The following is a 24486-nucleotide window of genomic DNA, read 5'->3' as shown; positions in this document are numbered from 1 at the left end:
CCTATGCCTTGTCCGGCAAATTGAGCCGGATGTGGAGCTCGCGGAGCTGTTTTGTAGTGACCTCCGACGGCGCCCCCATCAGCAGGTCCACGGCCTGCTGGTTCATCGGGAACAGCGAGATTTCGCGCAGGTTCGTGGTGCCGCAGAGCAGCATCACGATGCGGTCGACGCCGGCCGCCATGCCGCCATGCGGCGGCGCGCCATACTGGAACGCGCGGTACATGCCGCCGAAGCGCTCGACGACATCCGTCTCGCCATAGCCCGCGATCTCGAACGCCTTCACCATCGCTTCCGGCTTGTGGTTACGAATGCCACCGGAGGCGATCTCATAGCCGTTGCAGGTGATGTCGTACTGGAACGCCTTGATTGTCAGCGGGTCCTGCGTCTGCAGCGCGTTGAGGCCGCCCTGGGGCATCGAGAACGGGTTGTGCGAGAAGTCGACCTGCTTGGTTTCCTCGTTGTACTCGTACATCGGGAAATCGACGATCCAGGCGAGTTCGAACCGATCCTTGTCGATCAGGTTCAATTCCTCAGCCACCTTGGTGCGAGCGAGGCCTGAAAACTTCCAGAACTTTTCCGGATCGCCTGCGACGAAGAAAGCGGCGTCGCCCTCCTTCGTGCCGAGCTGCGTGCGGATCGCAGCCGTCCGCTCCGCGCCGATGTTGTTGGCCAAGGGGCCAGCGCCCTCGCCGCCCTCGCGCCACATGATGTAGCCGAGGCCGGGCTGGCCTTCGCCTTGCGCCCACGAGTTCATGCGGTCGCAGAACGCGCGCGAGCCGCCGCCCACGCCGGGGATCGCCCAGACCTGGTTCTTCGGATCTTCCAGCATCCGCGCGAACACCTTGAAGCCGGAGCCGCGGAAGTGCTCGGAGACGTCCTGCATCACGATCGGGTTGCGCAGGTCGGGCTTGTCGCTGCCGTATTTCTTGAGCGCTTCAGCGAACGGAATCCGCGGCCAGCCTTTTGTCACCGGCTTGCCCTTTGCGAAATCCTCGAACACGCCGGTAACGACAGGCTCCATCGCCGCAAAAACATCCTCTTGCGTGACAAAGCTCATCTCGATGTCGAGCTGGTAAAACTCGCCTGGCAGGCGGTCGGCGCGCGGGTCCTCGTCGCGGAAACACGGCGCGATCTGGAAGTAGCGATCGAAGCCCGACATCATCAGCAGTTGCTTGTACTGCTGCGGCGCCTGCGGCAGCGCGTAGAATTTTCCGGGATGAATGCGTGACGGCACCAGAAAGTCCCGTGCGCCCTCCGGCGAGGACGCCGTCAGGATCGGGGTCTGGAACTCGAAGAAGCCCTGCTCCTTCATCCGCTTGCGCATCGAATCGACGATCGCGCCGCGGGTCATGATGTTCTGGTGCAGTTTCTCGCGACGCAGGTCGAGGAAACGGTACTTGAGCCTGATGTCTTCAGGATATTCCTGCTCGCCGAACACCGGCAGCGGCAGCTCGGCCGCAGGTCCGAGCACCTCGATCTCGCTGACATAAACCTCGACCATGCCGGTCGGCAGTTCCGGGTTGTCGGTACCCTCGGGGCGCTTGCGCACCTTGCCGTCGATCCGCACCACCCATTCCGAGCGGAACTTTTCCACGTCCTTGAACGCGGGCGAATCCGGGTCGGCCACGCATTGCGTGATGCCGTAATGGTCGCGCAGATCGATGAACAGCACGCCGCCGTGGTCGCGGATACGATGGCACCAGCCGGAAAGACGGGCGGTTTGGCCGATGTCGCTGTCGCGAAGCGCGCCGCATGTATGTGACCGGTAGCGATGCATGGAATTCCCAAAAACAGATGTCGGAGGTCAGAATCGGGGCCAAAGGCCGCGCGAATTGCGGGAGGGTTTACCCGACGGAACGAAGGGCGGCAACCAATGGCGGGGCCTGTTTTGCGCTCCGAGCGCGAGATTTCCGCCCCTGCCGACCCGAACCGTTTGCCTATTCCGTGCCCGCGCCTATCTTTGGGTCATGACCGTCCATTTCCCGTTCCAGAACACCTATTCGACGCTGCCGGCGAACTTTTTCGCCCGCGTGGCCCCGACACCCGTCGCCGCCCCCCGGCTGATCAAGCTGAACCGGGCCCTGGCCGTCCATCTCGGGCTCGACCCCGACGTGCTGGAGAGCCCGGAAGGGGCCGAGATCCTCGCCGGAAAGCGCCTCCCTGATGGGGCCGACCCGATCGCGATGGCCTATGCCGGCCACCAGTTCGGCCATTTCGTACCCCAGCTCGGCGACGGCCGGGCGATCCTGCTGGGCGAAGTCATCGACAAAGACGGCGTCCGCCGCGACATCCAGCTCAAGGGATCTGGCCCGACACCATTCTCGCGCCGGGGCGACGGCCGCGCCGCGCTCGGTCCGGTCTTGAGGGAATACATCGTCAGCGAGGCGATGTTTGCATTGGGCATCCCCACCACCCGCTCGCTGGCCGCGGTGACCTCCGGCGAGCGTGTGCAGCGCGAGACTATGCTGCCCGGCGCCGTGCTCACGCGGGTGGCCGCAAGCCACATCCGCGTCGGCACCTTCCAGTTCTTCGCCGCGCGCGGCGACACCGATGGCGTGCGAAAACTCGCCGACCATGTCATCAGCAGGCACTATCCTGATATTGGAATGGCCGAGCGCCCCTATCACGCGCTGCTCGAACGCGTCGTCGCCCGCCAGGCCGATCTGGTTGCGCGCTGGCTGCTGGTCGGCTTCATCCATGGCGTCATGAACACCGACAACACGTCCATATCGGGCGAGACCATCGACTACGGCCCGTGCGCCTTCATGGACGAATACAACCCCGCGCAGGTGTTTTCTTCGATCGATGAGTTGGGCCGCTACGCCTACGCCAACCAGCCGCGCATCGCGCTGTGGAACCTGACACGGCTTGCCGAATGCCTGCTGCCGCTGTTCTCCGACGACAAGGACAAGGCGATCGAGCAGGCGCAATTCATCCTCGGCGAGTTCGCCGAAAAATTCACGGCCGCCTATCAGACCGGACTGCGCAGGAAGATCGGCCTGTTCACCGCGCGCGACGGCGACGAGGCGCTGGTGCAGGACCTGCTCGACGCCATGGCGAAGAACCAGGCCGACTTCACCCTCACCTTCCGCCGCCTGAGCGATGCCGCCGGAGATGCCGACAACGACAGCGTCCGGGCCCAGTTCACCGATCCCGCCGCCTTCGATGAATGGGCCACGCGATGGCGCGAGCGCCTCACAGACGAGCCGCAATCTACCGCCGAGCGGCAAGCCGCGATGCGCGCGGTCAACCCGGCCTTCATCCCGCGCAACCACCGCGTCGAAGCCGTGATCGCCGCCGCCGTGAACAACGACTACACGCCGTTCGAGGAATTGCTGACGGTGCTGTCAAAGCCGTACGAGGATCAGCCGGCGTACGCGGCCTATGCGGAGCCGCCGCTGCCGGATCAACGCGTGCTGCAGACGTTCTGCGGGACGTAGAGGCATTGACCTTTCCACGTCATTTGCGAGCGAAGCGAAGCAATCCATGCCGCAACGGAAAGAAAGAGTGGATTGCTTCGCTTCGCTCGCGATGACGGCGCTGGAAATCTCGGCGCAAAGCAACACGACTAATACCCGTTAACCGCAATCCTTAAGCGCGCGTCCACCATCCGCGCATGCGCACCTGCGCCGGTTCCGCAAATTAAGAAATGGTCAACGCGCTCCCCACAATTCTAATGGTTTATCGGGGAGAATTGCCGTGGACGTCTTTGCCTTCGAGTTCATGGGAATGGTGATGATTGGGCTCTGTCTCATCGTGCTCGCGATTCCGTCGGGCCGTCGGCGGTCTCGGCGCGTCCGGTACGAGTGACGTCTTTATCGACCGTATCCCTGACAGCGTGATCACCGCGATGAAGCGCTGCCCGATCCAGAGCCGTCTCTGGTCTCGTGAGGCGGCACCCCAGCACTCACGCTGATCCCGGAATCACCAACTGCACCATTCGGCCCCGCCAAAACTCACAAAAAAGCCGTGTTCAGGCTCAAATGAAGGGCTCAAATCTTCCGCGACACCCTTGACATATCAGCGTTTTCGGCAGAACGCCTGTCGGAAGCGTCATGGATAGTTCATGGATCTGATTACCACCACTTCCGACCTCGCCGTCGCCTGCTCCCGGCTCGCCCAGCACAAGGTCATCACCGTCGACACCGAGTTCCTGCGGGAGACGACCTACTACCCCCTGCTCTGCGTCGTGCAGATGGCGAGCGCGGAGGAAGCCATCGTGATCGACACGCTGGCGCCCGGCATCGACCTCAGGCCGTTCTTCGAGCTGATGGGGAACGAGGCGGTACTGAAGGTGTTTCACGCCGCCCGCCAGGACATCGAGATCGTCTGGCACCAGTCCGGCACCATTCCGCACCCGATCTTCGATACGCAGGTCGCAGCCATGGTGCTGGGTTATGGCGACAGCATCGCCTATGACCAGCTCGTCGAGCGTGTCACCGGTCACCGGCCGGACAAGACCCACCGCTTCACCGACTGGTCGCGCCGGCCGCTGACGCCCGAGCAGATGCATTACGCGGTCTCCGACGTCACCCATCTGCGCGATGTCTTTGCAGCGCTCGACGCCGACCTGAAGAAGCGCGGCCGCAGCGACTGGGTCAGCGAGGAGATGGAAGTCCTGACCTCGCCCAGAACCTACGATTTCCACCCCGAGCGCGCCTGGGAGCGGCTCAAGACACGGGTGCGCAAGCCGAAGGAACTCGCGGTGCTGATGGAAGTCGCGGCCTGGCGCGAACAGGAGGCGCAAAGCCGCGACGTGCCGCGCTCGCGCGTGCTGAAGGACGATGCGGTCGGCGACATCGCCACCCACGCCCCGACCTCACTGGAGCGCCTCGCCAGCCTGCGCTCGCTGCCAAAAGGTTTTGACCGCTCCAAATGGGGCACCGACATCATCGCCGCCGTGCAGCGCGGCCTTGCCCGCGATCCCCATACCCTGCCGAAGATCGAGAAGCCACGCGGCAATTCGAACGGGGCTGCGACCGTCGAACTCCTGAAGGTGCTGCTACGGATGACGTCGGAACGCCACGCCGTCGCCAGCAAGGTGATTGCCACCGTCGACGATCTCGACCAGATCGCCGCCGACGACCACGCCGATGTCGCCGCCCTGCACGGCTGGCGCCGCGAATTGTTCGGCGAAGCTGCGATTGCGCTGAAGCACGGCAGGCTGGCGCTCGCGATCGAAAAAGGCCGCGTCGTCAGGGTGGATCGGGCCTGAACTCGGGCCGGGCTGATGGGAGGAAGAGAAAGCCCCCGTAGTCATAAGGTCAGCGCTCGAAGGTTTCCAATTGCGTCTCGATACAAACTGCGGCAACCTAGGCGGGAAGCCAACTAGGCCAAAATCGGCGAGGGCAGATGTCGCTTGGTCGGGTCGTGCTGCTGCTGCTGCTGCTCGCGCTCGCTGTGGGCGCCGGAGCCGTCCTTTTGGTCGAAGGAAATACAACACCCGTCAGCCTACACCTCGGCTCGTTTGCGGCCCTTACCGAGACGTCGCTCTGGCTTGTCATCGCTTTAGCGTTCCTTGGAGGAGCGATCGCGCCAGTCTTGCTAGCGGGCTTAATCTGGCTGATCGGCCCGTTCTTCAAGATTCTGATCGGCACTCTTTTTGTGCTCACGCTTTGCGCTGCCGCCGCCATTGTTGGCGTGCGCAGCTCCGCGGGGCTCGCCCTTCTCGTCGGGCTGCTATTGCTACTTTTTGCAGTGACCTGGGAATGCCGCGCCGATCTCGTGGCCGGCGCCACGGCGGTTCGTACCAGCGTGCTTACATCGTGGAATGGTGTCTGGGCTGCGCTAGGCGCCATCCAAGTGGAGCTGACGGCTTGGGTGCGAGGTTTTGCAGCGAATCCGCCGGCAGTCGCGGCGCCACCGCCGTCGGTCCTTGCGCTGCTCATTCTCCTGCTCGTCGCTACGGTCCTGTTGGGTAGCACGATCTTATTGCGGTCCGGGCTTATCCTAGCGTTCGGTGCCGCCGGTGTCGTTGCCGCCTTGCGGGCTATGGCCTTGGTGCGTGTTGGTACACCGATCGAATTGCGCGCACGCTCCGGCGGACTCGGCGGCAGCCAGGGCGGTTGGCGACTCTCCCAACCGGCTAGCTTGCTGGTGATCGCCACTATCCTGCTCGGCGCAGCCGTTGGTCTAGCGCAGGTCGACCGTGGGCCGGAACAGCGACGTCCGGCCGACATCAAGCCGGCGCCGGAACCCGGCTCGAAAAAGGAGGCTTCGGAGAAGGCTCCCGAAGCGGCCAATCCCCTTTCTTCACCAACGATGCGACGCTGACGATGACGCTGCGCTTAAACCGGGCCGCGGGATCCCCGCAGTGGTATGGCAATTGGCCAAGGCCTGGCCGGCCGCCATTCATGGCGTCCGACGCCTACCGCGTTTTGCTTACTGAAATGCGTCGCTACGTCCGCGAGGAAGTTGCGGGGCGAGCCTTTCTCATCTCAGGCCATAGGGGCGCCGGGAAAACCACCCTCGTCCAGCGGGTCATTGACGACCTCGGAGATGAGCTATTCCGCGACTTAACAAAGACGAGCGTTCCTGCCGCCAGTCCAACCCAACCGTCGCTTGCCCGCCGGCCGCAGCGGCCGCTCCTCGTCAAGCTGCACGGACCGAGCCTACTCGCTGATGAGCTGCCGCGGCCGGGAGGCGGTGAGAAACCCAAGCTTCCGCCCTCGACACCCGGCGCGGGAAGCAAATCCGACAACGCGACCTCGGAGACTGCCAAGTCGGACCCACAAGCGGCGGCACCGACATCCAACACAGGGACTGCGCATGGCGCGCTCATCCAGATCACGATCGCGCTCTACCGTGCGCTCGCCCGCGAATTCGCAGAAGCTTATGCGGTCCACGCGCGCGCGGCTTATCGAGTTGAGGCGGACGACCAGCTCGACATTGCCGCCCAGTTTCAGCTCGACCTGGATCGCGCGCCCGAAACTGCATTGCTCCGCGCCTACTGGGAACGCCTAGCCGACTATGCAGGCGCGATGGGTACAAAAACTATATCCTCTGGGATCCTGTGGCCCGAGCAAATCGCCTCGTCCTTCGCCGCAGCCGGCCTGCCGGATCAAAGCGCACGTGAAATTGTCGCGCTTGCCACCGCAGCACAGGCCTTCCAAGTCTGCTCAGGCGCCGTCAGGTACGAACAGAGCCGAAAGGACAGCGCATCGTACGAGCACACCACAGAAAGCAAGGCTGGAATCGACGCGAAGGACGCCGTCAATCGGATCGTGAGTCTCACAATTGGGGGCCTTCTCGGATTCGGCGCGGCCGGCACGGTCGGAATTTCGCCCGTTGCCGGCGCTGGCATAGGCCTCCTCGGTTCGCTCGCGGTCACGGCATCAGTGAAGCGCTCCGCACGGCAAGAGCGCAACGAGGACTACACGTTCATTGTCGATCGCTCTATCCAGACCCTGGAGCGCGATCTACCGCTCGTCATCGAGCGCGTGCGCGAGGCGGGCCTCGCACCGGTTTTTCTCATCGACGAGTTGGACAAGCTGGAGATATCCGATCAACACGAGGAATCGACCACTCCCCCCGGGCCGGATGCCCAGGGACCGGGGGAAATAAAACCGATCGACAAGCCCAATGGAACCCGCAAGACGGTCACCGAGCTGATCCGCCGGCTTAAGCACCTCACCACCGATTTTGGCTTCTTTTGCTTTCTCACAGGGCCCGATTATTTCGAGGAGGTGCAACGCAAGATCGAGACAATGGCCTTTCCGGAGGAGCACACCTATTTCAGCGACCGTCTCTTCGTACTCTACACGCCCGATGAGCTTGACACTTTCCTGCGCTCGGTCATGACGTCCACCGCGCCTCCCAACTCTCCGGACTCCATTACCGACGAGACTGCCCGCGGTGTTCTCGCGCGGGTGATCATCCACAGCTCCCGGCTCAATACCATCGATGTGGTCCGCGCTCTCGCACATGACTGGACGGAGGATGGGTCCTACAAGATCCCGTCAGGAACCTTGACTTCGCAGCCGCGCTATCGAATCGCCGTCGGCGTGCAGCTTGCCATTGAGGTCGTCTTGCGTTCCACTACGCTTGCCGCGCGGACGGCGCGCGACCCGCGCCTGCGCCAGATTGCGGTGGACACGCTATACATGATCTCGCGGGAGTGGGAGCGCGGCGAGACTGAGATCGACCTCTCGGACGCAGCGCTCGCGAAGTACCTGTGAAGCGCCGCGGAAAGGACACGGACGATCTCGGTGACGAAGAGGCGATCGCGGAGCTGGAGAAGACGGTAATGGAAGCAAACGTCGCAGAGCTCACCGGCGCACTCGCGCGCCTGCGCGAGTTCCTGTGCGACTTCCAGGCTCTGCACGATGCGATCGAGAAGCAGGGGCGGGGAATGGATGAGTTGGCGCTTGCCAAGCTAGCAAGCGGCACCACACCGATCGCCCTTCTCCGCAAGCCCTCCACCGACTCGCAGACGTATTTCTTCCGCTGCGATTACGATGGCAACGAACTCGCCTCACCGCCTCCCTTAACCAAGACGACCGTGCCGCTTCGTGAAATCACCCCGACGGTTACGGATATTAATGCCCTCGTAGATTTCGGGCGCGAGGTCGTTGGCGCGATGAATCAGCTCGGGCTAACGTTCAGTGATCTATCCGGGATCGGACTGCTGCCGCCTGGGCTATCGCAAAGCGAGGCTGTACGGGTGATCGGGCGGCTCCGGGGTCCGCAGCAATCAGAAAGCAGAACATCGTCCGACCTAATCGTGCTCCGCAACCTCACGGAAGCATTCGCAGCGCGTGGGACCGCCCTTGGATGGGCCATCGACCTCGCCTTGGATGTGGCCCGGGACGCTGGACTAGCGCAGCAGAGTGACCTTCCCAGTATCCTCCGTGCGATGGCGCGCTTCCTTGATTTCGAATCACTCGCGATGGGAACCGACCGCATGACGCTCGACGCCGTGGTGGAGGGCCAACTTGGCGTGATTACCCCGCCACCACCGGCGCCGACAGGCGATACCGAAGGCATGCGAGCGTGGCGGCAATGGCTTGCGAAGCCCAAGGATCAACCTACCCGACGGGATACCAATCTTCTCGTCGACGACGCATGGCGCCGCTGGGAAGGCCAGATCGGGCAGTTCATTAAACACGTTACCGTACCCGACACATCCGTTGTGTACGACGACCTTGTTCTTGCAGCCGCCGACAAGATGCCAAGCCGCGCTATGCGCGCAAGTCCGGAGCGGATCGAACCGCTCGATTGGAGCGAACTCGCCCTAGCCGGCATTCGATCCGCGCGGCCGTGGGCTTTTCTGGCTGGTCTACGCCAACAGGCGTTCGGTAACCCCCTCCTCGCGGATACATTACGCGGGTTCGCCGTTGTCACCCCCGACCCCGACTGGGTCTCACGCCTGGTCCAGGACGCGCCACCTGCACAAAAAGGTATACTTGTCATCCTAAGCGAAGACACCGAGCCACTGGAGCGCGACGACCCGGGACCCTATTTATTCCTTCGCGAAGCCCGGATCGAAGAGTATGATGAGGGCGTAAGACGGCTTAAAGATCTCGGAGCCTTCAGGATGGTTATCGATGAAAGATAGGACACCGAAGGAAAAGCTGTTGGAATATGTCGCAGATCTTCCACACCTGAGCTTCTCGCGCCGTCCAGCCGCGACGCCCGAGGAAGGCACGGACCGCAGCGTGCTGTGGGGCATAAAGTCGCTGCGCGAGGTTGTCCAGGAAGCCGACCGCCGTTTCGGCACGGAACCCAAGGGACGAGGCAAGAGCAATAGTTGAATGAGACGGTCGGGCGAGGCCATCCGATTGCGCCGAGGAGGCCCGGGGCAACGCTGGACCGCGTCCGGAACGATAGCGAACTAGCCAAGCCGGATTTCAGCTACCACTTCAATTCCATGCCAACCGTTCCCTGATGCGACTGCATCGCGGCGCGGAGTTTTGCGTCGTAGTTGACGTAGAGCCGCGCGGTGTTGGTCAGGCTCAGCGACGCCGAGGCGCCGGCGTCGGCGCCGTACCGGCTTTCGCCGATACCCTGGAGCGTAATGCTCTGCACGCCCTGGCTGACGGTGATGTCGGAGAAATTCTGCACGAGATTGTCGACGAACTTGCCGTAGCCCGACAGGTCTAAAATCTTGCCGTCGAAGATCCAGTAGTGGCCGATCTCCGCGCCGATCAGCAGACGCCCGCGCTGCACGGTGGCACCCGTCGCCGTCACGGGATCGAGGCCGCCGATCTCTTGCAGCGAGCCCGTCCGTGCATGGACATATTCGAACGCCGCCTTGGGCACGATGCGGCCCTGGTCCCTGGTCCAGTAATAGCTGATCTCGCTCAGGACGCCGTCGAGCCGCGCATTATATCCGGCGGTCGCAGTTCCAAGCCCGGTGTCACGGCGCGAATTGATGTTGCCGAAACCGTGCACGACGGCGCTGGCCCAAGTCCACGGCCCGCTGTCGACGGAAGCGGTGAAACCGATCTGGGTCAGGTCGATCGTCGCCGATTGCAGCGCCAGCGGAATATCGATCGCGGAACGGCTCTGGTCGACCGAGAAGCCGATATTGATGCCCGGCGCCACCCGCGCGCCGATCCCGGCCACGCCGCCCCAGGTCTTTCTGGTATCGCCGACGAAATCACCGACCGCGCCGTTCTTCGTATAGTTGCCGTAGCCTTCGAACCAGGTCCGATAACGCGGCGGTTCCGTGCTCTCCGAGGCGCCGCCGCCGCCGGGATTGGTGCGCTGTAGACGATTGAAGCCGTTGCTCGACTGGTTGCCCAGCCGCTCCAGAAAACTGCTGCCGAGATTGGTCAGCGCCGCGCCCGACGACACCGTCGAGTTGATCACCGTAGGCGTCGGATTCGGTGTCGGCGAAGGCGTGGGTGTCGGAATGGGAGGGGGCGTCGGCGATTGCGCCTGCGCGGCGGACATGATGCCGACGAGAACGAACGCAATCGCGACCAGCCGTGCGAGCGCGTGACCGGTTCCGATTTTCCATGCTCGCAAAGGCCGCCCTGAGCAGCGCATGCAATTAATTCCCAACGGGCGGAAGCGTCGGCCCGAAAAATGCGCAAATCCCGATCAACCGGAGCGATTTGCCCCCAGTTCGGCGGCAGGGTCAATCGTTTAGCCCCCCGGCATGCTGCCGAATACGCATCATTGTTGTTCGGCTGCCACAGCTTACACGACACTCCGACCCGCCTCGCCGGGGGATTTTGCTGGCGCCCCGCCTGAATTCAGGCCGCCGCTTCGCAGCCCGCGATCTCCTGGAGCTCCGGATAGAATCGCGCGGTCATTCGGCCGACATACCGCCGCAAATTGGCATGGCTTGCGGCCGCCCGCTGCAGATCCGATTCGAACAGCGGACAAATCGCGCTGACGGCGAAGGCAAACATCGTAGCGTCGATCCCGGCGGGCACGCTACCCATGAAGAACGGCTTGTCGCCGAGATAGGCCGCCATCGCATCGATCGAGCGGATTCCGATCGCGGTGATCTCGTCGGCGGAGTGGCGGCCGATCCCCTGCCCGTGCAACGTCTTGCGCAGCCGCCGGCGGATCATCGACACCACGACGGGCCGAACCGGCACAGGCACGCCCTTGAAGAAATTGACCGGACCTTTGCGGAAATTGTCGTCGATCATCCAGCGGAAATAGACGCTGGCCCAGTATAAATTATCCTCCGCCATTTTCTCGAACGCCCAGGCGATGGCGAGCTGCTCGGCGCTCAGGCCCTGGTCGAAATCGATCCCGTACTTCTTTTCGAGGTGCCAGCGGATCAGCGTGGAGTCGCCGAGCAACTGGCCATCGTCCTCGATGTAGGGGATCTTGCCCTTGGGCGCCTTCGAAAAGCTCATCAACGCCTTTTCGAACGGGAGCTTTGACATCCGCAACAAGGTCTCGGCCTTGGTCACGAACGGGCTTGCGTCGGGAAGGCCGAAATTGGGCCCGGAACCGTAGAGCGTGATCATGGAACCTCGATGGATCTGCGGAGCGCGGTTATCGCGTTCGTGCATGCACACGAGCGGATAATATCAGATCGTCCGCGGCGAAATCAGGGTGCCGTCGCGGTCGGCCGTACCCTCAACCTTGCAGATGTCGCCTTCGAGGCGAAGCTTGCCGCTCGCAAGCAAGCGCAGCGCCTCCGGGTAGATGCGATGCTCGATGCCGAGAATGCGCTGCGACAGCGTCTCGGGCGTGTCGCCGTCGGCCACCGTGACCGCTCCCTGCATGATGATTGGCCCGGCGTCGGTTTCGGGGATCACGAAGTGCACCGTCGCGCCCGAGATCTTCACCCCGGCCTGCAACGCCTGGCCATGCGGGTCGAGGCCCGGAAAGGACGGCAGCAGCGACGGATGGATGTTGAGCATCTTGCCGTACCAGCGCTGCACGAATTCGGCAGTGAACAGCCGCATGAAGCCGCCGAGGCAGATCAGTTCGACCTTCGCTTCCTCCAGCGCGCGCTGCAGGACGGTTTCGAAGCCGGCGCGGTCCTTGCCGAACGGCTTGCTCTCGATGACTGTGGTCGGGATGCCGCTCGCGGCTGCCTTCTCGAGCCCAGGCGCATCGGCCCGGTTGGAAATGACGGCGACGATCTCGGCCGGAAAATCCGCAGCTTTCGCCGCGTCGATCAGCGCGGCCATGTTCGATCCGCGCCCCGAGATCAGGATGGCGACACGGCGCTTCATTGCGAAAGATCGAGGTGACCGTTGTAGACCACGCGATGTTCACCCGCCGCCGGGATCACTTCGCCGAGCAGGGCGACGGTCTCGCCGCTATCGGTCAAAACTTCCGTCACCTGCTCGATCGCATCCGGCTTGACGATGGCGATCATGCCGATGCCGCAGTTGAAGGTGCGCAACAATTCGAGTTCGGCGATGCCGCCCTGCGCCGCCAGCCACTTGAACACCGGCAGCACCGGCAGCCGCGCCAGATCGATGCCGACGCCGAGATGCTTTGGCAGCACGCGCGGAATATTGTCGGTGAAGCCGCCGCCGGTGATGTGCGCCAGTCCCTTGACCGCCCCGGTCTCGCGGATCGCGCGCAGGCAGGATTTTACATAGAGACGCGTCGGCGCCAGCAGCGCGCCGCCCAGCGTCATGACCGGCGAGAACGGCGCCGGCGCATCGAAGCCGAGACCGGAGTTTTCCACGATCTTGCGGACCAGCGAGAAGCCGTTGGAATGAACGCCCGACGAGGCCAATCCGATCACGGCATCGCCCACGGCGATATCTCCGCTCGGCAGCAGCGTGCCGCGCTCGGCGGCTCCCACCGCAAAACCCCCGAGATCGTAGTCGCCGTCCTTGTAGAGCCCGGGCATCTCCGCGGTCTCGCCGCCGATCAGGGCACAGCCGGATTCCCGGCAGCCTTCGGCAATGCCGGCCACGATCGCCGCCGTTGCTTCGGGGTCGAGTTTGCCGCAGGCAAAATAGTCGAGAAAGAACAGCGGTTCCGCGCCCTGCACCACGAGGTCGTTGACCGACATCGCCACCAGGTCGATGCCGATGCCGCCATGCAGGCCGGTCTCGATGGCGATCACGACCTTGGTCCCGACGCCATCGGTCGCCGCCACCAGGACGGGGTCCTTGAAACCTGCCGCCTTGAGGTCGAACAGGCCGCCGAATCCGCCGATTTCGGCGTCCGCGCCCGCCCGGGCGGTAGCGCGGACCATCGGCTTGATGAGGTCGACCAGACGGTTGCCCGCATCGATATCGACGCCCGAATCCGCGTAAGTGAGCCCGTTTTTGCGGTCATTCATGCCCAATTCCAGTATGATGACGGCTGGTTACGAGGAATTCCGCGATCCTGCAATGGCTCGCAAGCGGTTGGCGCATATACTATGTAGATAAGGACCGGCAGAACCCGCCAGGGGCCGGATTTAGGCCGGGAGCCGGGAAGCGACCGAGTTGAGCATTCCGAATATCATTACGCTGGGCCGCATCATTCTGGTGCCCGTCATCGTCTGGGCGATCGTTTCCAGCCAGATGGAGATTGCGTTCGCAATCTTCGTCATTGCCGGCGTCAGCGACGCCGTCGACGGCTTTCTGGCCAAGCGCTTCAACATGCAGAGCGAACTGGGCGCCCTGCTCGATCCGCTCGCCGACAAGGCGCTGTTGGTCTCGATCTATGTCGCGCTCGGAATCTGGGGCGCGGTTCCGCGCTGGATCGTCATCCTCGTGGTGTCGCGCGACATCATGATCGTCACGGCCGTGATCGTGTCATGGCTGTTCGACAAGCCGATTCCGATGAAACCGCTGATGGTGTCGAAGCTGAACACGGTGGCGCAGGTGGCGTTCGCGGCGCTGGTGCTGGCCTCGCTCGGTTTCAATTTCAGGCCGGCGCCGTATGACGTGATCCTGATGGGTTTTGTTACGGTCTTTACTTTGGTTTCCGTCTCGCTCTATCTCGTCGAGTGGGTGCGGCACATGAGTACGATCGAAGCGCGCTAGCGCCAGATCATGTATTTGCCTGAAAATCCCGGCCTGGAGACTTGCGTGGCAGTCCGCGTTCAACCTCGTCAGCTTGCATTTGCGCTGCCGCATGCGGAGAGCCTGACCCGCGACAATTTCCTCGAAGGGCCGGCCAATGAAGCCGCGCTCTCGCTGATCGAAAGCTGGCCGGATTGGCCGAACCGAATCATGCTGCTGGTGGGACCGGAGGGCGCCGGCAAGAGCCATCTCGCCGCGATCTGGGCCGAACAGGCCGGCGCGCGCGTGACATCGGCGCACGCCCTTGACCCGGCTGCCGTCCCCGGCGCACTCGCCACCGGGGCACTGGTGGTCGAAGACCTGAGACCGGGTGACTTCGACGAACGCGCGATGTTTCACCTCCTGAACCTGGCACGCGAGGACGGAGCTTTCGTCCTGATCACGGGGCGCGTTCCGCCTGTCGCGTTCGAGGTCGAACTGCGCGATCTCAGGTCGCGGCTGCGCGCCGCTCCTGTGGTGTCGCTATCGCCGCCCGATGATTTGCTGTTTCGCGGCCTGATCGTCAAATTCTGCGCGGACCGCCAATTGAGTATTGACGAGACGGTCGTGAGCTACCTCGCCACCCGGATCGAGCGCTCCTATGCCGCCGCCCGCCAGGCGGTCGACCTGCTGGATGCCGAGGCGCTGCGGCTCGGCCGGCCGGTGACCCGGGCGCTGGCCGCGGAACTGCTGCGCAACGCCTGACCGGCGAGGCGCGCGCTGCTTCCTGCCGCCTTGACGGCCGCTGTGGACGGAACATCAATGTCATTGAAACGTCATCGGCGTATCACATGCTGCGAGCCGCATCCCCTTAAACTGGCCCCACACCTCTCCCGAGATGGATCAAAGTCTTATGGAATCGGCTCAAGTTATTGAAATAAAAGAAAAAGAACTGATTCCCGAGGCTGTACCCTCTATTGCCACGAGCCCGGAACGATTCATCAATCGGGAACTGTCCTGGCTGCATTTCAACCGCCGGGTGCTCGAGGAATCGGTCAATCCCGGCCATCCCGTGCTTGAACGGGTGCGGTTCCTGTCGATTTCCGCCAATAACCTTGATGAGTTCTTCATGGTCCGCGTCGCCGGTATCAAGGCACAGGTCCGCGAAGGCATCGCCGAACGCAGCCCCGACGGCATGACGCCGTCCGAGCAGCTCGTGCTCATCAACAAGACCGTCTCGGAACTCGCCTCCGACCAGCAGGCGATCTGGCGCGATCTGCGCAGCAACCTGTCGGATGCCGGCATCATGCTGGTCGACGGCCACGACTTCACCAAGGCGGAGCGGAGCTGGCTCGAGGATCACTTCCTCCGCAACATCTTCCCGCTGCTGACGCCGCTTGCGATCGATCCGGCACACCCGTTCCCGTTCATCCCTAGCCTCGGCTTCACCATCGCGCTGCAGCTGGCGCGCGTCGCCGACGGCAAGCCGATGAACGCCCTGATCCGCATGCCCGGCAAGATCGACCGGTTCGTCCGCATGCCCCAAACCAAGGATGGCGCGGTGCATCTGATCCCGCTCGAACAGGCCACCGGCCTGTTCATCGGCCGCCTGTTCCCCGGCTACACCGTCAAGGGCCAGGGCGCATTCCGCATCATCAGGGACTCCGAACTCGAAATCGAGGAAGAGGCGGAAGATCTGGTCCGCCTGTTCGAGAGCGCGCTGAAGCGGCGGCGACGGGGTTCGGTGATCCGGCTGGAGATGGAAGCCAAGATGCCCGAAGAGCTGCGCGCCTTCGTGCAGCAGGCGCTTTCCGCCGCCGACGACGAGGTGTTTCTGGTCGACGGCGTGCTGGCGATGAACGAGCTCTCACAGCTCACGCGGCTCGACCGGCCCGACCTCGAATTCACGCCCTATGTGCCGCGCCATCCCGAACGGGTGCGCGACCATGGCGGCGACATCTTCGCGGCGATCCGGCAAAAGGACCTGATCGTCCATCACCCCTACGAATCCTTCGACGTGGTCGTGCAATTCCTGCAGCAGGCCGCCCGCGATCCTGACGTCGTCGCCATCAAGCAGACGCTGTACCGCACCTCGAACAATTCGCCGATCGTGCGCACCCTTGCCGAAGCAGCCGAGGCCGGCAAGTCGGTGACCGCACTGATCGAGCTGAAGGCGCGGTTCGACGAGGAAGCCAACATCCGCTGGGCGCGCGACCTCGAACGCGCCGGCGTGCAGGTCGTGTACGGCTTCCTCGAACTGAAGACCCACGCCAAGCTATCGATGGTGGTGCGGCGCGAGGGCGGTAATCTCACGACCTATGTGCATACCGGCACCGGCAATTATCATCCGGTCACCGCGCGCATCTACACCGACCTATCCTACTTCACCTCGGACCCGATCATCGGCCGCGATGCGGCGCGGGTGTTCAACTACATCACCGGCTATGCCGAACCGAGCGACATCGAGCGGATGGCGGTGTCGCCGCTGACGCTGCGCAAGCGCATCATCGAACATATCAAAGGCGAGACCAATCACGCCCGGCACGGCAAGCCGGGAGCGATCTGGATGAAGATGAACTCGCTGGTCGATCCCGATGTCATCGACGCGCTGTACGAGGCCTCGCAGGCCGGCGTGTCGATCGACCTGGTGGTGCGCGGCATCTGCTGCCTGCGGCCGGGCATTCCCGGATTTTCCGAGAACATCCGGGTCAAATCGATCATCGGCCGCTTCCTTGAGCACGGCCGAATCTACTGCTTTGGTATGGGGCAAGGCCTGCCCGGCGCGAAAGCGGCTGTGTATATCTCGTCCGCCGACATGATGCCGCGGAACCTCGACCGCCGCGTCGAAGTGCTCTGTCCGCTGCAAAATCCCACGGTACATCAGCAGGTTCTCGAACAGATCATGGTTGCGAACCTGAAGGATACCGAGCAGAGCTGGCAGCTGTTGCCCGACGGGTCGTCAACGCGTATGAAGGCCGCGAAAGGCGAAGAGCCGTTCAATCTGCACAACTATTTCATGACGAATCCGAGTCTGTCAGGCCGTGGAAAGTCTCTCAAGGAATCTTCGCCACGCCGCCTCACGCGCCGTAACGAGCGCCTGCAATCGCCATAAGGGACCGTGGCTGTGAAGCGACCGCGCAAGCGCGCTTCCAGCGTCGCCGTTATCGACATCGGTTCGAACTCGGTTCGTCTCGTCGTCTATGAGACGATGGCGCGCAGTCTCGTCACCATCTTCAACGAGAAGGCGCTGTGCGGACTCGGCCGCGAGGTGCAGAGCACGGGTCTTTTGGCCGAGGATGCGGTTGCCAAGGCGCTGACGGCGCTGCGGCGATTCCGGGCGCTGTGCCGCATCCAGCAGGTCGGGCGCGTCTTCGCCATCGCCACCGCCGCCTGCCGCGACGCCAAGAACGGCCCCGACTTCATCGCCAAGGCCGAGCGCATCTGCGGCGCCAGCATTGAAATCCTGTCGGGGCCGCGCGAGGCAAAACTTTCCGCGCTCGGCGTCGTCTCCGGCATCCACAATCCTGACGGCATCGTTGGCGATCTCGGCGGCGGTTCGCTCGAACTGATCGACGTGCATGGCAGCCGCGTCAGCAGCGGCGTCACGCTGCCGCTCGGAAGTCTGGCGTTGCAGGACCTGTCGCACAAATCGCTCAAGCGTGCCGAACGCATCGTCAGCGGCGATCTGTCCGAGGTGGCCCAGCTCAAAGCCGGCAGTGGCCGCACCTTCTACGCGGTCGGCGGCACCTGGCGCTCGCTGGCGCGTATTCACATCGTCCAGAGCGGCTATCCGCTCCGGGTGATGCACGGCTATTCGATCCCGGCTGCGGACGCGCTCGATTTCGCCCGGCGCCTGCGCCGGCTGGTAGCCGCCAACATGCTCGCCGACATCGAAATCGTCGCCGACGCGCGGCGTCCGCTCCTGACCTATGCGGCGCTGGTGCTTGAATACATCATCCGTGTCGGCCGCCCCAAGACGATCGTGTTCTCGACCTTCGGCGTCCGCGAAGGCCTGCTCTACGAGATGCTGCCGCAGCATGAACGCGCCAAGGACGGCTTCATCTGCGCCGCCCAAACCCTGAACGGGCTGCTGTCACGCTCCGCGCGCCACGCCGAGGAACTGGTCGCATGGACCGATCGGCTGGTGCGAGTCGTGAAGCTGCGCGAGACCGCGGAAGACCGCCGCCTGCGCCACGCCGCCTGCCTGCTCTCCGACATCGGCTGGCGCGTGCATCCCGATCATCGCGGCGAGGAAACCCTGAGCCTGATCACCAACGGCAATTTCGGTTCGATCAGCCACCAGGGCCGCGCCTTTGTCGCGCTTTCGGTGTTTTACCGCTACGCAGGCCTTAGCGAAGAAAACGAACCGCCGACGCGGATCCGCGAACTGGTGCCGCCGGCGATGGATGAACGCGCCCGCCTTCTCGGCGCCGCGTTCCGCGTCGCGCATCTGATTTCGGCGGCGCGCACCGGCGTTCTGCCCGCGACGCACTTCCGATCCCGCGGCCGCAAGCTGATGCTGGTGTTCGAACACCGCATGGTCGATCTCGTCGCCGACCGCGTCGGCAGCCGCTTCAAGCAACTGGCGCGGCTGGTCGGCCGCGCTGGCTCGATCGTGCGGAAGTAACGCCGAAAACGGCGGCGTTCAACTACCGCCCGCTTGCCATCTAGGCAGCCTTTGCGGGCCTGACCGTGATCGTCTTGGCCGATGTCGCCGGGTCCTTTGCCTTCACAAGAGCGGCGTGATCGAGGATAGTTTGTTTGGCATAGGCCATCGCGAAGGAAGCGATCGCATCGTCGAGCACCTCGCTCTTGCCGGAGTAGCCGGTAATCGCGGCGGGATCGCCTGATCGCGCGTGGGCGCGTGCGAGGGTACGGCCGCATAGCCGGGCGTAATCCGGGAATGCTGCCCCTTCGGTGATTTCGCTGACGCCGCCCAGCCTGCGGTTCTTCAGGGTCCTGACGTAGAACTGGCGTCCGGAGTCCTCATCCTGCGTGTAGCCTAGGAAGATATCGCTGGCGGCCTGCATCATCTGCTGGCCATGTACAACGCGGCGGCCTTGGTGCCCCTTGTACCCAAGCTTGCCGCCAAGACGCTCCAGCACGGAATTCTGCGCTTGCTTGACCTGAAGGAACAGCGGTTCGTTGTCGCTGGTCAAAAACAGGCCCACGCAGCAGAAGGTCCCGACGGAACCGACGCCTACCGCCTTGAATGCCAGATCCTTCAACGTGAAGCGATCGAGCAGCCGCAGTCGATCCGGATTGAGGCCCTTGCGATACGCGGCGAGCAGTTGTTGGACGCCAAGCTTGTGTCGCGCATCGGCTTTGGGATCCAAATGGAAGATGGTCGGTGGCTTGTCGACGATCCTCGGATTGTCGCCGCTGACGAGATGCGGGAAATTGTCATCCTTTGACAGGCCCTCACCGCGCGCCTTGCCGATCACGCCGACCAACTTGCGTCGCAGGCTCGCGTTGCCGATCTGATCGATCTCGTGTTCGAGGTCGATCCGGCTGTGCCATATCTCCAGCGGAGAGAGCTTAGCCAGTACGGCCATATGCGACCGATAGGCTTTGACGGTCGCAGCCGCCAAAGCCCGGGCCTGCTTTTTCGGTGCGCCTGAGCCCAGCGCCGCGACCGCGACGCTGGCTGCAAGACGCTTGAGGTCGACAGTGAAATCTACATCGGGAAGCGTCTCGTCGAAATCGTTGACGTCGAAAAGGATGTTATTCTCGGGCGTGACGAAGGCGCCGAAGTTCATCAAATGGCTGTCGCCGCCCGCCTGCACCGGAATTCCAGCCATCGGCTGGGCGGCAAGATCCGCCGCCATGACGGCGGCGGCCCCGCGCAGGAATGCGAACGGGTTGAGCGACATCCGCGCGTAGCGTTCCGGGACGAGCTCCGGGACCCGATCCCGATCGCTCTCGGCGAGGAGCGCAACGGCATTGCGCGAAAACGATCCCTTCAGGTCCGCATGCGCTTCACGCGGTGTCGTGTGGCGAAGCGCCTTTCCCTGCTTGAACCGTTCGGTGCGTGAACTCGAGGTCAGTGGCATTGGCAGGCCCTCCAACGAAAGGGGCCGATTATATATAGTGTTGCTCGATCGTAACAAGACGCCAAACTTGGCGCGGCAATCGGCGGCGGCTGGAATGAGGCCTAATGACTGGAAGCATCGGATCAGGCCATCGACGGCACTCCCGAATTTGACCCGTGGGGAGACATTCGCCCATCGAGTTTTCATGCGTTGCATCGGCCAATCCCGTAGCTGCTTCGCTGCGGTTGCTGTAGAAAATGATGCCACTAGGTGTGAACCGGGGCCAGCATGAGCCGACGCGGATTTATTCTGGGATTGGGCGTTCTCGCGGCGCTTACCGGCTTCGCTGTCTCGCCCGCCTTGGCTGATGGCAAGCGCGTGGCGTTGGTGATCGGTAACAGCACTTACAGGAACGTGCCGACGCTGCCCAATCCAGCTAATGACGGAGCTGATATCGCCGCGGCGCTAACTCGTCTCGGCTTCGCCGTGACCCTTGTCACCAACGCCTCCTTTGACCAGATGCGGCGAAGCCTTATCGCGCTCGGGCGCGATGCGGCGGGCGCCGATATGGCGGCGGTATTCTTTGCCGGCCACGGCATGGAAATCAGCGGCGAAAACTGGTTGATCCCGGTTGATGCGGAATTGAAGAAGGACACCGACGCAGCGAATGAAGCCGTCAGCCTCCGCAGCGTGATTTTGCAGGTGTCGAACACCACAAGCCTCGGCCTTGTTGTACTCGATGCCTGCCGCAACAATCCATTCGTTGCGAAGATGTCCCGATCGCTGGCCCTGCGCGCGGTAATCGGCGGCGGCCTCGGCCGTATCGAGCCGGTCGGCAACGTGCTGGTCGCTTATGCCGCTCGAGACGGCACTACCGCTCTCGACGGGGACGGGCGAAACAGCCCGTTTACCGCGGCGCTCCTGCACAATATCGAAACGCCGGGGGTTGAGGTCACCTTCATGCTTCGCAACGTCCGCGACGACGTTATGGAGGTGACCAGGAACGAACAGCAGCCCTTCGTCTACGGCTCGCTCTCGCGCAAGGCGATCTATCTTGCGGGCCAGCCGTCGTCAGCCGACCAGGTGGCCGCAAACCAGGCGAATGCTACGCCAGCGGACGCGAGTGCACCATCGAGGGTGGCACCCGCGCCTTCTTCTCTGGCAATCGATCCGGCGCTGGTCGGGACCTGGGAGATCATGGTGCCGAGTGATCGCGGGATGTCGCGCTGGATCTGGCGCATCATGGGTGACGGCACTTACAAATTCCGCGCCGAAGGACCGCGCGCAGCGCCTGCGCATGAAGGCACGATCGCCGCCGTCAACGGCCACTGGTCGATCCACGCAAACAGGGGGCTCACCGGTTACGACGATGGCGGCTCCTACGAGATCCGCGACACGGCAGCGGTGATCACCGGCAAACTCGGCACCGGTTACTGGAAGCGGAGCCTGCAGTGACGCTCTGCTGCGCCAAAGATTCTTGGCTAGCGTCTGCTTTGCAAATAAGCGGATAATATTGGTCAGGTCGCCTTTTGAGACATGCCGACGCAGGGTAACGATGTCTGTTTATAGGGGCGCGATGAACGGACATAGCTCGGACGCCATCTACGGACATAGCTCGGACGCCGTCTGAAGTCGGTTGATGATCCAAAGCGGGCTTCGGATGGGAAGGGCAATGGTGCCTACGCTCGGCGAAGAGATCTATCTTGTCGCGTGAAGCGGCTGCCGCGCTACAGCCGCCGCACGAACGCTTCGAGCGCCGTGTTGGTCTCGTTTGGCGCTTCCTGCTGCACCCAATGTCCGATACCCGGGATGATGGTGGAGCCGCGGAAATCGGAGCAGGCGATTCCGGGGTCGGCGTAAAGGTCTACTCCCGGAACGAAGGCACGCACGGGATCGCGCTCGCCGGCGATGAAAGCCGATGGCTGCGTAATGCTGCGTCCGCCCAATTCGGCCAGATCGGCGAAGTCGAGAGTCTGCGCGCGGTATCGGTTGAGCGGGCCACGAAAGCCGCCAGCCCGAAACGCATCGGCATAGACGGCCAGATCGCTCTCGCTCATCCAGTCCGGAAAGGGCTGCGGATCGATGAGGCCATCCAGCAGCCTCGCCTCCGGCGGTTTCGGCTCGAGCCACTTGTTATGTGGCGCCGCCCCGGACAGCGCGAAATACAATTTGCGCAGGGCACTTGCGGTGTCCGCTTCCAGCTCCGCCTCCGCGACGCCCTCTTGCTGGAAGTAGATCTGGTAGAAAAAGCGCCCCTTGTAGATGGATCGGGCCAGTTCGATGAAGGACGCCGGTCCGCGCGGACGGAACGGCACGCTCAGACCGGCTACCGCCCTGATCCTGTCGGGATGAAGCAGTGCCGTATGCCACACGATGGGCGCGCCCCAGTCGTGGCCGAACAGAACGGCCGGGCCATCTCCCATATGATCGATCACTGCAACGACATCAGACGCGAGATGACGCAGCGTATAGGCCGAGATTTCTTTCGGCTTCGAGCTTCGTCCGTAGCCGCGCACGTCGAGCGCGGCCACCCGAAAGCCCCGTGCCGCGAAGTGCGCCATCTGGTGCCTCCAGGAGTACGAGAGCTCCGGGAATCCATGCACGCAGACGATCAGCGGCCCCAAGCCGCTGACCGCCACATTGAGCTCGATCGCTCCGTTTTGGACAGTGACAAAGTCCACCGTCGCCTCCCCCACATTGCCGTCACATCAGCGACACCACGCGCGCCACAAGCGCCGGTTCGCGCAGCGCGGCCTGCGGCTTGAGTAGCTGCGAGACTTCCGCCGTCAGCCGGTGCACCTCGGGGTCCTGCGCGGCGAGCTTGGTCAAGGCTACACCATATTGCAGGCGCTGGGCGAGGTCGGCGGGGCGAACACCGCGCGTAGCAGGATAGACGAAATCACTGACGGCAACGCCCCACGGCGTCGCGATGGTCTCCTGAATGGCAGCGAAGAAATCATGCGCCAGGCGCTCCATGGGGACACCTTCCGCCAACAACCGGTCCAGAATCACGGCTTCCTGTGCTGCCACGCTCATGCCCTGGCCGAAGACCGGATTAAAGCGGCAAAGCGCATCGCCTGTGACGAGCAGACCCGCCGGGAAAGACTCCAGGCGCTCGAAATGCCGCCGTGTGCTGCAAGGCAGCTTGTAACGGACGATATCAGTCAGCGGTCGGGCGTCCCTGACCGCGTCATAGATGGTCGGGGTGCGCAGGCTCCTGACGAAATCCATGAATCCCGCGCGGTCGCCCGGAGGCGCATCGCCATGATTGGCTCCGACGGAAAGCAGCCATCGCTGCTTCTCGATCGGAAACAGGAACGCTCCGCGGCTGCTGGCGGGTGCGGACGGCAGGATGATATTGCCGAGCCAGTCGGCATTGTGATCGATCGGCCGCTCGACGATGGTGCTCGCGTAAGCCTGGTCCATGCCGATTTGGGTTTCTTCGGGCCTCTCGAGAGAAAGCTCTTCGAGCAGCTGCAGCGTCAGGCCGCAGCGGCCTGAGGCTTCAACAACCAGGTCGGCTTCCAGGGTCACAGGCCCATCTTCGCTGTCATAACGGACCGCCTCGATCCGCTTTGCATCACGCGACGCGACAAGCCCGGTCACGCGGGAGCGCACGCAAATGTCGATATTCGGGGTCTGCTGAACGCGTCGTCGGGTAACGGCTTCGAGCAGCGGGCGTGACATGCAGAAAACGTGAATTCCGAGATCGCGAATCGGGAAAGGATCGAACCCGGGGCGCTCGTACCTTATATCCTTGCCCGTGCGGATCTTCACGGCGCCTGCGTCCGCCAGATCGTTCTCAAATCCGTGAAACAGGCTCTGCAGCGCCTTCAGCCCGCCCGCGAGCAGCATATGGGCATGCTGGGCCTGCGGCGTGCCGCTTCGGGGCGCGGCCCCGGCAGGAAGCACGTCACGCTCGATGATCGTGACTTTCCCGAAATGCCCTGAGATCGCCTGAGCGGCCGTAAGGCCGGCCATGCCGGCGCCAATAACCACGGCATGACATCTTGCAAGATCTGCCATCGTCTTCCTCCTGGAAGGACCAAGCTTATCCGATCTTTTTTGGGGCAATGGTGAAGGGC

Annotated in this window: 19 protein-coding genes; 11 read left to right on the top strand and 8 right to left on the bottom strand. The window is 63.3% G+C overall.

Annotated elements, in window-relative coordinates; genetic code table 11:
• Position 1 precedes the first annotated feature (1 nt).
• Positions 2-1777: an aspartate--tRNA ligase gene (aspS, locus tag V1283_RS14705; protein ID WP_334387190.1), complete on the bottom strand. Its 1776-nt coding sequence runs from the start codon at positions 1775-1777 to the stop codon at positions 2-4.
• A gap of 190 nt (positions 1778-1967) precedes the next feature.
• Here aspS and V1283_RS14700 point away from each other — a divergent pair, with 190 nt between their 5' ends.
• The 6 genes from V1283_RS14700 (at position 1968) to V1283_RS14675 (ending at position 9752) form a co-directional block, all read left to right on the top strand.
• Entirely contained in the window at positions 1968-3440 is a 1473-nt protein-coding gene (locus V1283_RS14700) for a protein adenylyltransferase SelO (RefSeq protein ID WP_334387189.1), read from the top strand.
• A gap of 626 nt (positions 3441-4066) precedes the next feature.
• A complete protein-coding gene (gene rnd / locus V1283_RS14695) occupies positions 4067-5215 on the top strand; it encodes a ribonuclease D (protein ID WP_334387187.1) in 1149 nt (382 codons plus the stop codon).
• A gap of 137 nt (positions 5216-5352) precedes the next feature.
• On the top strand, positions 5353-6273 hold the full coding sequence (locus V1283_RS14690) for a LapA family protein (RefSeq protein WP_334387186.1): 921 nt from the start codon (positions 5353-5355) through the stop codon (positions 6271-6273).
• A gap of 80 nt (positions 6274-6353) precedes the next feature.
• Positions 6354-8177: a hypothetical protein gene (locus tag V1283_RS14685; protein WP_334387185.1), complete on the top strand. Its 1824-nt coding sequence runs from the start codon at positions 6354-6356 to the stop codon at positions 8175-8177.
• Positions 8174-9556 (top strand): hypothetical protein, encoded by a 1383-nt coding sequence (locus V1283_RS14680; RefSeq protein WP_334387184.1) that lies wholly within the window; start codon positions 8174-8176, stop codon positions 9554-9556. The genes V1283_RS14685 and V1283_RS14680 overlap by 4 nt, the downstream gene beginning before the upstream one ends.
• Positions 9546-9752, top strand: a complete 207-nt coding sequence (locus V1283_RS14675; protein WP_334387183.1) for a hypothetical protein — start codon at positions 9546-9548, stop codon at positions 9750-9752. Before V1283_RS14680 ends, V1283_RS14675 begins: the two co-directional genes overlap by 11 nt.
• A gap of 100 nt (positions 9753-9852) precedes the next feature.
• On the opposite strand, the gene V1283_RS14670 is transcribed toward V1283_RS14675, so the two are convergent.
• The 4 genes from V1283_RS14670 to purM form a co-directional block, all read right to left on the bottom strand.
• Positions 9853-10992 (bottom strand): autotransporter outer membrane beta-barrel domain-containing protein, encoded by a 1140-nt coding sequence (locus tag V1283_RS14670; RefSeq protein WP_334387182.1) that lies wholly within the window; start codon positions 10990-10992, stop codon positions 9853-9855.
• 209 nt (positions 10993-11201) lie between these two features.
• Positions 11202-11933 carry a glutathione S-transferase family protein gene (locus tag V1283_RS14665; RefSeq protein ID WP_334387181.1) on the bottom strand — a complete coding sequence of 244 codons (732 nt, stop codon included), beginning with the start codon at positions 11931-11933 and terminating at the stop codon, positions 11202-11204.
• 63 nt (positions 11934-11996) lie between these two features.
• Complete coding sequence (purN, locus tag V1283_RS14660; RefSeq protein ID WP_334387180.1) at positions 11997-12650, bottom strand: phosphoribosylglycinamide formyltransferase; 654 nt, start codon at positions 12648-12650, stop codon at positions 11997-11999.
• On the bottom strand, positions 12647-13720 hold the full coding sequence (gene purM / locus V1283_RS14655; RefSeq protein WP_334387179.1) for a phosphoribosylformylglycinamidine cyclo-ligase: 1074 nt from the start codon (positions 13718-13720) through the stop codon (positions 12647-12649). The genes purN and purM overlap by 4 nt, the downstream gene beginning before the upstream one ends.
• A 148-nt stretch (positions 13721-13868) precedes the next feature.
• Between purM and V1283_RS14650 the strand changes: the two genes are divergently transcribed.
• The 4 genes from V1283_RS14650 to ppx all read left to right on the top strand — a co-directional run bounded on the left by V1283_RS14650 (position 13869) and on the right by ppx (position 18996).
• Positions 13869-14411 (top strand): CDP-alcohol phosphatidyltransferase family protein, encoded by a 543-nt coding sequence (locus V1283_RS14650; protein ID WP_334387178.1) that lies wholly within the window; start codon positions 13869-13871, stop codon positions 14409-14411.
• Between the two features lie 45 nt (positions 14412-14456).
• Positions 14457-15134 (top strand): DnaA ATPase domain-containing protein, encoded by a 678-nt coding sequence (locus V1283_RS14645; RefSeq protein WP_334387177.1) that lies wholly within the window; start codon positions 14457-14459, stop codon positions 15132-15134.
• 148 nt (positions 15135-15282) lie between these two features.
• Positions 15283-17481 carry an RNA degradosome polyphosphate kinase gene (locus V1283_RS14640; RefSeq protein WP_334387176.1) on the top strand — a complete coding sequence of 733 codons (2199 nt, stop codon included), beginning with the start codon at positions 15283-15285 and terminating at the stop codon, positions 17479-17481.
• Between the two features lie 12 nt (positions 17482-17493).
• Positions 17494-18996: an exopolyphosphatase gene (ppx, locus tag V1283_RS14635; protein WP_334387175.1), complete on the top strand. Its 1503-nt coding sequence runs from the start codon at positions 17494-17496 to the stop codon at positions 18994-18996.
• A gap of 40 nt (positions 18997-19036) precedes the next feature.
• Here the strand turns inward: ppx and V1283_RS14630 are convergent, their stop codons facing one another.
• Positions 19037-20422: a DUF2252 domain-containing protein gene (locus V1283_RS14630; RefSeq protein WP_334387174.1), complete on the bottom strand. Its 1386-nt coding sequence runs from the start codon at positions 20420-20422 to the stop codon at positions 19037-19039.
• A gap of 267 nt (positions 20423-20689) precedes the next feature.
• Between V1283_RS14630 and V1283_RS14625 the strand changes: the two genes are divergently transcribed.
• Positions 20690-21856 carry a caspase family protein gene (locus V1283_RS14625; protein WP_334387173.1) on the top strand — a complete coding sequence of 389 codons (1167 nt, stop codon included), beginning with the start codon at positions 20690-20692 and terminating at the stop codon, positions 21854-21856.
• A gap of 272 nt (positions 21857-22128) precedes the next feature.
• Here the strand turns inward: V1283_RS14625 and V1283_RS14620 are convergent, their stop codons facing one another.
• A complete protein-coding gene (locus V1283_RS14620; RefSeq protein WP_334387172.1) occupies positions 22129-23082 on the bottom strand; it encodes an alpha/beta fold hydrolase in 954 nt (317 codons plus the stop codon).
• Between the two features lie 22 nt (positions 23083-23104).
• Complete coding sequence (locus V1283_RS14615) at positions 23105-24427, bottom strand: FAD-dependent oxidoreductase (RefSeq protein WP_334387171.1); 1323 nt, start codon at positions 24425-24427, stop codon at positions 23105-23107.
• Between the last annotated feature and the right edge of the window lie 59 nt (positions 24428-24486).

It is taken from the genome of Bradyrhizobium sp. AZCC 2262 (genome assembly GCF_036924535.1).
GTDB lineage: Bacteria > Pseudomonadota > Alphaproteobacteria > Rhizobiales > Xanthobacteraceae > Bradyrhizobium.
The sequence above is the reverse complement of the archived record's forward strand: the minus strand, read 5'-3'. Positions and strand labels throughout refer to the sequence as shown.

What these genes read in the sequence shown, in the direction of transcription:
- V1283_RS14685 (WP_334387185.1), top strand. Translation starts at nt 6,354, where the DNA reads ATGGCGTCCGACGCCTACCGCGTTTTGCTTACTGAAATGCGTCGCTAC.
- V1283_RS14675 (WP_334387183.1), top strand. Translation starts at nt 9,546, where the DNA reads ATGAAAGATAGGACACCGAAGGAAAAGCTGTTGGAATATGTCGCAGAT.
- V1283_RS14640 (WP_334387176.1), top strand. Translation starts at nt 15,283, where the DNA reads ATGGAATCGGCTCAAGTTATTGAAATAAAAGAAAAAGAACTGATTCCC.
- V1283_RS14665 (WP_334387181.1), bottom strand. Translation starts at nt 11,933, where the DNA reads ATGATCACGCTCTACGGTTCCGGGCCCAATTTCGGCCTTCCCGACGCA.
- V1283_RS14670 (WP_334387182.1), bottom strand. Translation starts at nt 10,992, where the DNA reads ATGCGCTGCTCAGGGCGGCCTTTGCGAGCATGGAAAATCGGAACCGGT.
- rnd (WP_334387187.1), top strand. Translation starts at nt 4,067, where the DNA reads ATGGATCTGATTACCACCACTTCCGACCTCGCCGTCGCCTGCTCCCGG.
- V1283_RS14630 (WP_334387174.1), bottom strand. Translation starts at nt 20,422, where the DNA reads ATGCCACTGACCTCGAGTTCACGCACCGAACGGTTCAAGCAGGGAAAG.
- V1283_RS14625 (WP_334387173.1), top strand. Translation starts at nt 20,690, where the DNA reads ATGAGCCGACGCGGATTTATTCTGGGATTGGGCGTTCTCGCGGCGCTT.
- purM (WP_334387179.1), bottom strand. Translation starts at nt 13,720, where the DNA reads ATGAATGACCGCAAAAACGGGCTCACTTACGCGGATTCGGGCGTCGAT.
- V1283_RS14690 (WP_334387186.1), top strand. Translation starts at nt 5,353, where the DNA reads ATGTCGCTTGGTCGGGTCGTGCTGCTGCTGCTGCTGCTCGCGCTCGCT.
- V1283_RS14615 (WP_334387171.1), bottom strand. Translation starts at nt 24,427, where the DNA reads ATGGCAGATCTTGCAAGATGTCATGCCGTGGTTATTGGCGCCGGCATG.
- aspS (WP_334387190.1), bottom strand. Translation starts at nt 1,777, where the DNA reads ATGCATCGCTACCGGTCACATACATGCGGCGCGCTTCGCGACAGCGAC.
- V1283_RS14700 (WP_334387189.1), top strand. Translation starts at nt 1,968, where the DNA reads ATGACCGTCCATTTCCCGTTCCAGAACACCTATTCGACGCTGCCGGCG.
- purN (WP_334387180.1), bottom strand. Translation starts at nt 12,650, where the DNA reads ATGAAGCGCCGTGTCGCCATCCTGATCTCGGGGCGCGGATCGAACATG.